The sequence below is a fragment of the Bacillus sp. BB081 genome, from assembly GCF_008368895.1.
GTDB lineage: Bacteria > Bacillota > Bacilli > Bacillales > Bacillaceae_G > Bacillus_A > Bacillus_A wiedmannii.
The window spans coordinates 1-9,986 of the sequence record NZ_QOZX01000008.1 but is presented as its reverse complement, the minus strand read 5'-3'; the positions used below and the strand labels follow the sequence as shown (position 1 = coordinate 9,986).

The following is a 9,986-nucleotide window of genomic DNA, read 5'->3' as shown; positions in this document are numbered from 1 at the left end:
ATATAAACTGAATATAAAAACGTTTTAATCCTTTAAAAAGTATAGATTGGGTCTTAGATTATTTTCTATAACATTAATAACTATAGGATGGATTATTGTCGAGAATTCGAACCATTTCTATAAAAAAAAGGATAATGGTAATGTATAGATGTTACTATTCCCAAATTTTTTTTGCGTTTTATTAATCAGAGAATCACATAGTAAGGTTAACATGTGTAATTTTAATCAACCATTTTTATAAAAACCAATCTTAAATCTACTGGAAAAGAATCTATTATAAAATCAACGTTTGTAGCATGTTTTTGATCAAACTTTATTACAAACAAACAGAATTCACGGCAAGTTTATGGGTTAATCAATTGAATTCACGGCAAGTTTATGCTTCCAATTGCGGCAAACTTATAGGTAAAGTGACAGGATTTTTAGATAATTTAAAAGCAAATGTAAAAAATGCAAAAGAGGCGATTGCAGAGCAAAAAAAATTGATAAAACATTAACTGATAAGTTAAATTGTGAAGTTGTTGGTGGAGCAAATCATATATTCACAAAAAATTTTGCAATGGGCAAAACGAAAGATGGATATGCAATGATTAACCAAAAACATAAAGTGAAAATTATTGCTTGTAGTGAATATCATGAAACAGAAATAGGAAAGTCTGCAACTAAGAAAATTGCAGGTGCATTTGTTGGTGGAGCGTTAACCGGTGGCGTTGGTGCGGTTGTAGGTGCAATTGCAGTTGGTAATAATAAAAAGAAAGTACATAAATTTGATAAGTTAGTGGCAGTTGATGAAAACGGATATACACATGAAGTAATTTTAAAAAGTACATTTTTACAAAGACAACTCATCACCACTCAATATATAAATTAGAAGAACGGAGTAATTTCTTTTAACATATTGTAATTGGGTGGAGCTTGATATAAATACATTTTATTGATGTAGCATTTTTGAATAATAATCCATCCAAAATCATGTCATTATTACATTGTAATGTTTAAACATATACCGTTCCGTTTAACAGTATATATATATAATATTAATGTTAAATGAATCGGTATATGTTTAATTATCGTAATGTTTAAACGCAATCAAAAATAAATAACATACGCTGAGCAACTTGTTGCGAGGCCAGATTGGTCCGTGGACCAATCCAATAAATATCTATGACAAACATATTTTCATTTGTTAGAAAGTAAAATGAGGATTCTAGAACACATTATAATCTATGTTATAGAATTATTGTAGAACAGAATGTTTATAGATGGAATGGCACTTCCAAGGAAGCACCATTAGTTCGAAGCAAGCTTCTCACTTGTGTAATTTTATTTAGTATTTGGTTTCAGATGAATTTAGTATTGAATGATAAATATATTTAATTTTTTATAGAAATATGGTTTACGAATGGTAGTTTTGTGGACATATATAATGTAGGGGTTAATAATTATTGACCAATAAAAAATATTAAATAACATAAACACATCAGTTAAAGATGTGTTTTTTTGTGTTGGGAGGAGCAAAGATATGAAGAAGAAAAGAATCTTTAAAAAATCGCTTGCTGAAAAATTAATTATTATTGGTTGTAATTTAATTGAAACTGAGCCGAATAATCGCAATGAAAATTTAGTTGTTTATGTATTTGAAGATAATAAAAAATTACGATTTTCACTTACTGCTCTATCAATATAAATCAATGGGGATACCATAATACATTCTAAAAATAAATAATTTGAAGGGAATATATTCATAATGCTAAAAATTCAATATTACAATTGGGGAGAATTAGAAGATTTATTAAGCGTACAATTTACAAAAAGTAATGGAAGGGCAAAATTGATTAGTAGAAATATCGCTCCATTTTATGAATATCGAATTGTTAAAGAAGGTCGTAAAACAATTGGGTTAAATATTATAGGTTTTAAGGGCGAACAAAAAAGTGAATTCATTCAGTTATGTGAAGAAGTTGCTGGCTTTGAAGTTAGTTTTCCAAACGAAAAGACTGCTGGAAAATTGCTCCATTTATTAATAACTGGTGATAGAACAATATTTAGTTATGAAGAATTAGGAAAGTTTGAAGAATTAAAAAGACGTTACACAAGGCAAACAGTGTCCGTATATATGCGAAAGTTTCAAGAGATTGGTATTATTCCAAAACAAAAACAAATAATAGAAGGTTTTAGTTTTGATGATAAGACAGGTGAACTTTTTGGAAAAGGAATTGATCCAAACAAATGGATTTATTACAAAGTATATAAAAACGAACGTAAAGAAGTTTCTTATTCAGAATATAGGGAAATGATTGATTATATGAATGAGGTAGAAAAAAACATGATAATGCCATTGATTGATGAAGCGAATGGTGATGCGGAATTAATCAATTTACATTGGAAGCAATGTAAGAAACAGGCTAGATATTCTTGTGTTGAAGAATTTGGATATTTACCAAAAAGAGCTCTGTCAAAAGTTCTTACTGAAAAAGCACAAAATATTTTTGAAAGATATTTTGATAATAAAATTGAAGTTGAAGATAAGATAAATGAAACGGTTATTAAGGTTAATGATAATCCAATACTTGATAATAATGAAAAGGATACAAAACAAAAATATACATCTTTTATAGGTTTTCTTAGAAATTATGAATATATGAAGGTTTCACAAGTTGAAAAACCAATTGGAAGGATAGATAAATACAAAGCATTAAAAGATGTAATGAATTCAGTTATATAGGGTATTGCAGGCTATCAAGAAATGATAGTTTTTTATTTTGTTTAAAATCAATAAAACTATCAGTATTATGGTTTACAAATTGCTTATTTGTGGACATATTATATGAGGGTTAATAGATGTTGACTAAAATATATGAGGTGTTAAATATGGAATTTTTAATGACAGAAAAACAAAAACAGGTCTATTGGAAGAAGAAACGATTAGTTGAATTGAAGCTTGAAGGATTAACTCACAAACAAGTTCGTGAACAGTTGAATGAAGAACTTAGGGACAAGGGATTAAAAGAAATTTCGTTAAGTTATGTGAAAGTATATTGGAGTCAATATATTCAACAACAAAACATGAAACAAGGTAGTTAATTCGGTGCGATCATAAAACATGATGGCACTTATTTAATTTAATGAGGAGTGTTGGGAAATGAAAAGTGATGGGGTTATAGAAAATGCTAGAAATGTGGTTATGATTATGTGTTTATGGTTGTGGTTATTTGTTTAAAGGAGACTGGTTATATGGAAATCAAAAATGGAAGAATTTATTTATATAATTCAAGGTATTATTTGAATTTAAGTTCGTATGGAATTGAACCAATTACAAGTTTTGAGTATCCAAGAGAAACAATATATGTTTATGAATATAGCAAAGCGACAATTAAATTACTAGAAGAAATGATGAAGGGCTCGTTAGATTAACGGGCTCTTTTATTTTGTACAAAGAGATAAAAGGAGAACAATAAAATGCTAAAAAACGTGATGAGAGCTATTAAAAAGGAATTGAGTTATGAAAGAAATACTGAAAAAAGAATGGATGAAGTATCAAGAATTACAAAGAAATATAATCTTAACGACCATTTTCATACATTCAATGCAAAGAAGGTAACAAGTGATAGTAAAACAACAACTACAATTAATGAAATATTAGATTTTCTTGCGGCATACATTCTTGAAAGTGAAAATCTTACAACAAAGAAAAATGAATATAACATCTTAGATGAAAAGAGAATGAAAGATGTTGAAATGAATGAACAGGGACTTCCATCATATTCAAGTGATAATGAGGAAACAACTGCTGAATTTGAATTGACAAGCGCTCTAATTAATAAGGAACGATTATTAAAATATGAAGATACTGTATATCAGTTGTTAAAAGGCGATTATGAATTAATTAATGATGGTGCGGTGTTTGAAGATTTATGGTGTTGTCAAACATTACAAAATGAAGATGCTAGAGGACTGGTAGAAGGAATTTATAACACAATCCAATATTATGTATTGGAAATTCGTACAACAGGTTCTACGAAAAAAAGAATGATTAATAGAAAAAGGATTAAGGAATTATTGTATGGTGACATCGGAAGCATTGTTCGTTCTTATAGCAAATTTGAAACTGTACAAAAAAGAACGGGTGAAAGAGCCAATAAAAAATATTTTACTGAATCTAGTGAGGATATTGTAACCAATAGGCATTATCAAATTTTCAAATTATTAGTGGCCGATAAAAAAGCAATTACAAATCCAATTGAAATTATTCCGAGTATTGATTTAGAAGCAGCTATTGAAAAGAATATTGAGAATGGTGTTTTAGATGAAAAAGATGTTGAAATAATTAATTTGTTAAAGAATCATTATAAAGGTGATTTAGTGGAATGTTTAAAGGCTAGTGAAAAACGCACAACATATCGTTATCGTCTTGAACGTTTGATAAATAAATTAGAAAAAATTTGTTAGATTTTTGACCAGAGGAGAGAGATTTCTCCAATATATTATGTAATGGTAAATACGAGCCTCCTCACGTTTCTAATGTAGAAATCATTACGTTTTTCAACAAGAGCTTTTAATTTTAGCAGGTTCTCCTTACGCTCCATTAACCATTTGTGTTAGTGGAGCAATCTTTTTATTACCGATACATAATAAAACATAACAAATAGATTGGTGGTGTAACATTATTGATTACTGATGAAGTACTTAATACAACAAATAAACAATTGGCTCAAATAGATGAAATATTATTAATGAACACTAATGGTACATTAAAGTTAATTGATATGCAGATACAATTGCTCAATGATGTTGAGGAACAGACAGAGGATAAACAATTACTCGAACAAATAAACAAACAGATAGAACTGTTGAAGCATAATAAAGTGTTATTGGTGTTGGTCACTAAATATATCGTGAAGAATGAATTAAATGTTCAAGAAAAACGTGTGATAACAAATATTTTAAAGAGAGATTAAGAATTAGATGCCCCGTATTAGTCCAGAAAAATGGGAGTAGTCCTTAGAATAACTTGTCCACCATTATTCACACTTAACTGTACAAAACGCTTATAACTATTTTTTGTAAAAAAATGTGAAAAGGAGTGATGATATGGCAAAACCACAACGATTAAAGGAACGTAATCAAGGTCGAACGAGTGGGCAAGAATTGATTGAAAAAGAAAAAGAATTCAGTGAACATTTTTCAAAAGACCATATTGATAATCCTCCTGTATATTTCAGTGAAAGTGCTAAAAAGTACTATTTATTTATTGTTAAAGAGTTAAAGAAAATTGATTTGGTGAATGATTTAGATAAACCGATGATTGAAAATTTAGCATTTTATTATTCATTGATTGAGGATTGTCATAAGACTATTTCTGAAGAAGGTCAATTTATAGATTATTTACATGGTAAGAAAGCACATCCTGCAACCGAACAGTTAAATAAGCATACAACCAAAGCTAATGAATTAGCAAAATTATTATGTTTAACTGCTGATACTCGTCAAAAATTACAAAACATCAGTGAAAGTAATGAGGGAGATGAACTAATTGCTCAAATTATGAGAGGTGAGTTCTAAGTGGAACATTTACTTACTGTTGAGAATCTTAGAAATTTTGACTTCAATGAATATGTGGAAGATGAAGGAATAAAAGATTATCACTATCATATTGACGGTTCAAGAAATCTGTTGAGGAAACTTGAAGAGCCGAATATTGATGTCATTGAAAGATTGGTAAAGTCTAATCAAATTATTGAGCCAATATGGTGGATACTTAAATTTGGTGATGTAACAAGCGTTGAGTATAAAAAATATTTGGAGCTCATGGAATATAAAGCAGTGAAAAATGAGAACTCAAAGCTGCTTAAACAAATTGAAGAGTATAGAGATTTAATGTTGTAAGAAAGGAGGAATTACGTGGGAGTATTCGATTATTTTAATAAGAAAAGTGATAAAGAAGAACGTTCATTATATGACGGAGATGGCTCGGCGTTAGCATTAACAATGTTATTAGGTGGAGGAATTGTTAAAGCCGATCAATTAAAATCAATTCCAACTGCTAAAACATCGCTTGAATTAATATGTAATTCTATTGCTCAATTACCAATTTATTTGTATAAAGAGCAAAATGGTGAAATAGTAAAAGTACCAAATGAAAAACGTGTAATGTTGCTTAATAATGAACCAAACGAATTTACAGATTCGGTTCAATTTAAACGTAAATTGGTTGAAGATTATATTCTTTATGGAAAGGCGTTATCTTATGTAGAAAGAGCAGGAAATAAAGTGCTTCATTTACATGGATTAGATGCTGATAAAGTACAGTTTAAGAAATTCACAGATGACGGTGTTGCTTGGAGTAAAATTGAAGTTCAATATATGGGTGCTGGTGGAGTAAAGATTTTACCATATGAAAATCTATTGTTAATTGAAAGTGGCTCTAATGGTGTTTTAAAGAGCGGTGAAAGAACGTTGCAACTAGCATTGAATGAGGTTGAATTTTCTAAAAGTTTATTAGAAAACTTTGCACTTCCAACAGGTGTTATTGAAACTGCTGGTAAAATGTCTGAGACTGCTGTAAAACGACTGCGAAAAGGTTGGGAGTCATTATATGGAGGCGCAAGAAATGCTGGTAGAACAGTTATTCTTGAAGAAGGTTTAACTTATAAACCAATTTCATTAAAACCAGACGAACTTCAATTAACAGATTCAAAGAAAGTGACCACAAGTGAAATTGCAAGGTTGTTCAATGTTCCAGAATCTATGATTAACTCAAATTTAAATAAGTATAATAGTAATGCGGCTGAGAATCTACACTTCTTACAATATACTTTGTCACCGATCATTTCAGCATTTGAAAGTGCATTGGATAAGTCATTGTTATTGGAAAGTGAAAAAGAAGATGGTTACTATTTCCGTTTTGATGTTACAGAGATTCTTCGAGGAACGCCAAAAGAACAAACTGAAGCCATTGGACAAGCTCTTGAAAAAGGAATATTAAGTATTAATGAAGCTCGGGCGATGTTAGATAAGAATCCAATTCAGAAAGATTACTTTATGTGGTCATTAGGTGATATATTGTATGATGCTGAAAAAGATGAGTTTACTGTACCAAATACAAGTACGGTTATAGGTGATGAAAAGTTATCTGAAAATAAAACTGAAAAATCAGATAAAATGGCAGGTGATACGAAAAATGAAAATGGAACTACGAGTTAATCAGACCAACATTGAAGCAAATGAAGATGGCTCAATGACTGTCAATGGCTATGTAAATAAGACTGAACAATTTAGTGAAATGTTGGGACGCAACGAACAGTTTAAAGAAAAGATTTCACGCGGTGCTTTTAAACGTGCAATTGAGAAGGCAAAAGAAATTCATTTTCTTGCTGAACACGACAATAACAAAATTTTGGCTTCAACTCGCAACGATTCACTTCAATTGTCAGAAGATGCAAATGGACTCTATATGTCTGCAACGGTTGCTCCTACATCTTGGGGCAAAGATTATTATGAATTAATTAAGTCAGGAATTTTAAAGAACATGTCATTTGGATTCCGCTCAATTAAAGATTCATGGAAAAAGACTACTCAAGGTTATTTTGAACGGACAATCCATGAACTTGAATTATTTGAAGTTTCAGTTGTAAAAGACCCCGCATATTCTCAATCTTCAATTTCTGCTCGTGGAATTGATGTTGTTGAAGAGGTTGAAGTACCTGCTGAGGTTAAGAGGAAAATAGTAAGAAATATTTATGAAATGAGTCGCAAGGCTCTTATTGAATTGCGAAATGACTTGCTTGAACAATCACAAAGTTATGAAATTCGTGGTCTTACGGAAGAACACGAATATGAGCAATTAAAATCTCAAATTCGAGATATTGAAATACAACTAAAAAAAATAGATAAGAAAGAGGTTAGAAATATGGTTGAATTATTAAGTCCAAACGATACAAATGTAGAACAACGTGGTTTTGAAGAATTTTTAAAAGGTCACTTATATTCTGAAGAAGTTCGTGCAATTACAACAGGTACGGCACCAGGACAACTAACAGTTCCAACTTCAATTTCCGATCAAATTATTAAGAAATTAGAAGAAGTTGCTCCATTATTTGCACTATCTAAACAGTTTCCAAGTGAAAATGGTTATCTTGAAGTGTTAAAAGAAACTGATATTGGCGGAGCTCAATGGCTAGGTGAAATGGAAAATGCAACTCCAGCAGATTTCACAATGTCAAAAGTAAAATTAGAACAAAAGCGTTTAACAGCAGCTATTGAATTATCACAACAACTAATTAATGATGCTGGCTTTGATATTGTGAGTTATGCAATCAATGTTCTATCAAGTCGCATTGCTTATTCAGTTAACCGAGCAATTGTTAATGGAAATGGTGTTGGACAAATGGAAGGTTTCTTAACTGCAACATTGGCTCCAGAATCAGTGATTGAAACCGTTGCAGGTACAATTACTACTGATGATATTTTAGGATTATTCAACTCTATGAATCCAGAACTAGTCGAAGGTGCAGTGTTTGTTATGAATCGTAATACTTGGAATAAGGTTTCAAAGTTGAAAGATGCTGAAAACCGATACTACCTTGTGGATTTCAAAAATGGTAGTGGTTCTAAATATTACACTATGCTTGGATTACCAGTAATGATTACAGATGCTATGCCAGATATTGCAGCAGGAAACAAAGCAATTGGTTTAATTAATATGGGTGAAGCATATGGAACTCTGATTAAAAAGGGAATTGAAGTACAACATGTTTACGCTGATAGTACACAAGCACTACGTGGTTCTCAATTAATCGTTGCTTCTATCTATCTTGATGGTAAAATCATCAATGACCAAGCAATTCGCTTATTGTCTATTAAATAATTTCAGTTACCGTATTGTAAATAATACGGTAAGTTCCCAACACTCCTTTATATACCCGATGAAGATTATTATTCATCGGGTAATACATATTAATAATTAATTCCTAGTTTTTCTTTTAATTGGTAGAACAAAATTTTATTATTACCTTCTAAAACTATATAGTTATGCTCATATTCATCATGGTTTGAAACAATATCATTTATAATTTTTAGATGATTTGAATTTTCAATAGCTTTAAAAATTATTGTTACAGATTTAAATGGTCCATGAGCACCTTTTTTTATATTATCGAGTCTAAATAGGTCTTGAACAACAGTAATTTTATATTTAAATTTATTTATAATTCCCGTATTTTTTTCATGATCCTTTAAAGTAATTGAATCGTTTCCTCTTTTAACTGATACCCCATACTTGATTTTATTATCTGATGATAAAAAGGCATAATCAACTTTATTTTCTCTATGATTATATCCGATTTTTGGGACATCACTTTCAATATTATATTGTAAATTTAATTCATCTTTAAAAGCTTTTAAGAACATAGCCACTAATAACTCAGTTAAACCTGTTAGATTATCAGTGTTGCCTTTGTATTCATTACATTTTGTATAAAAACGTTCTTTAATGATGTATAAGTCATTACATGTAATAGTTAGGATATTATTTCTAATTTGCATATATATATCATCAAAAAGCGACTCAATCAATAACGTTTGCATATTAAAGAAACCTCCTTTTTATATAAAATAACAATTTTATAATTCAACAATAAAAGCATATCATTTGATATGCTTTTTGTATTGAATTTTTTTAGCAAATTTATCTTCATATCTGAATGAGTGAACAGATCCTCTAACTCTCCAATCAATACCTTCCCGTATACTTTTATGAATCGAAGCAAATGGCAGTGTTGCACGTTGAACGTATTCTTTCATAAATCGAGCAGTAGCTTGGATAGAAGGGAAAGTTTGTTTATATTCACCATTTTCATACCATTTAATACGAATACCTACAGCACGTTTGTTTTTTACTTTTACGCCCTCGACATTTTCAATTGTTTCTTTTGAATTAAAACTCTCCACAATTATACCACCTTTAAATTGTGTTATTTACCATTAAT

At 30.0% G+C, this 9,986-nt stretch carries 14 protein-coding genes; 12 read left to right on the top strand and 2 right to left on the bottom strand.

Going from position 1 to position 9,986, the window contains the following annotated elements; translation table 11 throughout:
• Positions 1 to 359: 359 nt before the first annotated feature.
• From DN394_RS29310 to DN394_RS05365, 12 genes are all read left to right on the top strand, one after another.
• Positions 360 to 497, top strand: a complete 138-nt coding sequence (locus DN394_RS29310; protein WP_255451611.1) for a hypothetical protein — start codon at positions 360 to 362, stop codon at positions 495 to 497.
• An 89-nt stretch (positions 498 to 586) separates the two neighbouring features.
• A complete protein-coding gene (locus DN394_RS29305; protein WP_252197138.1) occupies positions 587 to 871 on the top strand; it encodes a hypothetical protein in 285 nt (94 codons plus the stop codon).
• Positions 872 to 1,522: 651 nt separating this feature from the next.
• Positions 1,523 to 1,687, top strand: a complete 165-nt coding sequence (locus tag DN394_RS28880) for a hypothetical protein (RefSeq protein WP_000730208.1) — start codon at positions 1,523 to 1,525, stop codon at positions 1,685 to 1,687.
• 60 nt (positions 1,688 to 1,747) lie between these two features.
• Positions 1,748 to 2,725 (top strand): hypothetical protein, encoded by a 978-nt coding sequence (locus DN394_RS05405; protein ID WP_149293673.1) that lies wholly within the window; start codon positions 1,748 to 1,750, stop codon positions 2,723 to 2,725.
• 116 nt (positions 2,726 to 2,841) lie between these two features.
• On the top strand, positions 2,842 to 3,084 hold the full coding sequence (locus tag DN394_RS05400; RefSeq protein ID WP_000956291.1) for a hypothetical protein: 243 nt from the start codon (positions 2,842 to 2,844) through the stop codon (positions 3,082 to 3,084).
• Positions 3,085 to 3,234: 150 nt separating this feature from the next.
• On the top strand, positions 3,235 to 3,414 hold the full coding sequence (locus DN394_RS05395) for a hypothetical protein (RefSeq protein ID WP_149293672.1): 180 nt from the start codon (positions 3,235 to 3,237) through the stop codon (positions 3,412 to 3,414).
• A gap of 45 nt (positions 3,415 to 3,459) precedes the next feature.
• Positions 3,460 to 4,449 carry a short-chain dehydrogenase gene (locus tag DN394_RS05390; protein WP_149293671.1) on the top strand — a complete coding sequence of 330 codons (990 nt, stop codon included), beginning with the start codon at positions 3,460 to 3,462 and terminating at the stop codon, positions 4,447 to 4,449.
• 218 nt (positions 4,450 to 4,667) lie between these two features.
• Complete coding sequence (locus DN394_RS05385; protein ID WP_149293670.1) at positions 4,668 to 4,958, top strand: peptidase M23; 291 nt, start codon at positions 4,668 to 4,670, stop codon at positions 4,956 to 4,958.
• A 133-nt stretch (positions 4,959 to 5,091) separates the two neighbouring features.
• Positions 5,092 to 5,562 (top strand): phage terminase small subunit P27 family, encoded by a 471-nt coding sequence (locus DN394_RS05380; RefSeq protein WP_149293669.1) that lies wholly within the window; start codon positions 5,092 to 5,094, stop codon positions 5,560 to 5,562.
• The gene (locus tag DN394_RS05375; protein WP_179953645.1) at positions 5,563 to 5,886 is read left to right on the top strand and encodes a hypothetical protein; all 324 of its coding nucleotides are present in this window, start codon (positions 5,563 to 5,565) and stop codon (positions 5,884 to 5,886) included.
• 15 nt (positions 5,887 to 5,901) lie between these two features.
• On the top strand, positions 5,902 to 7,203 hold the full coding sequence (locus DN394_RS05370) for a phage portal protein (RefSeq protein WP_149293668.1): 1,302 nt from the start codon (positions 5,902 to 5,904) through the stop codon (positions 7,201 to 7,203).
• Complete coding sequence (locus tag DN394_RS05365) at positions 7,181 to 8,866, top strand: phage major capsid protein (RefSeq protein WP_149293667.1); 1,686 nt, start codon at positions 7,181 to 7,183, stop codon at positions 8,864 to 8,866. Before DN394_RS05370 ends, DN394_RS05365 begins: the two co-directional genes overlap by 23 nt.
• Positions 8,867 to 8,955: 89 nt before the next feature.
• On the opposite strand, the gene DN394_RS05360 is transcribed toward DN394_RS05365, so the two are convergent.
• Together DN394_RS05360 and DN394_RS05355 are read right to left on the bottom strand one after the other, a co-directional pair.
• Complete coding sequence (locus tag DN394_RS05360; RefSeq protein WP_149293666.1) at positions 8,956 to 9,585, bottom strand: hypothetical protein; 630 nt, start codon at positions 9,583 to 9,585, stop codon at positions 8,956 to 8,958.
• A 60-nt stretch (positions 9,586 to 9,645) separates the two neighbouring features.
• A complete protein-coding gene (locus tag DN394_RS05355) occupies positions 9,646 to 9,948 on the bottom strand; it encodes a hypothetical protein (protein ID WP_149293665.1) in 303 nt (100 codons plus the stop codon).
• Positions 9,949 to 9,986 lie beyond the last annotated feature (38 nt).

Excerpts from the sequence above, each read along its gene's own strand:
- DN394_RS29305 (WP_252197138.1), top strand. The coding sequence starts at position 587 with ATGATTAACCAAAAACATAAAGTGAAAATTATTGCTTGTAGTGAATAT.
- DN394_RS28880 (WP_000730208.1), top strand. The coding sequence starts at position 1,523 with ATGAAGAAGAAAAGAATCTTTAAAAAATCGCTTGCTGAAAAATTAATT.
- DN394_RS05405 (WP_149293673.1), top strand. The coding sequence starts at position 1,748 with ATGCTAAAAATTCAATATTACAATTGGGGAGAATTAGAAGATTTATTA.
- DN394_RS05400 (WP_000956291.1), top strand. The coding sequence starts at position 2,842 with ATGTTGACTAAAATATATGAGGTGTTAAATATGGAATTTTTAATGACA.
- DN394_RS05395 (WP_149293672.1), top strand. The coding sequence starts at position 3,235 with ATGGAAATCAAAAATGGAAGAATTTATTTATATAATTCAAGGTATTAT.
- DN394_RS05390 (WP_149293671.1), top strand. The coding sequence starts at position 3,460 with ATGCTAAAAAACGTGATGAGAGCTATTAAAAAGGAATTGAGTTATGAA.
- DN394_RS05380 (WP_149293669.1), top strand. The coding sequence starts at position 5,092 with ATGGCAAAACCACAACGATTAAAGGAACGTAATCAAGGTCGAACGAGT.
- DN394_RS05365 (WP_149293667.1), top strand. The coding sequence starts at position 7,181 with ATGAAAATGGAACTACGAGTTAATCAGACCAACATTGAAGCAAATGAA.
- DN394_RS05360 (WP_149293666.1), bottom strand. The coding sequence starts at position 9,585 with ATGCAAACGTTATTGATTGAGTCGCTTTTTGATGATATATATATGCAA.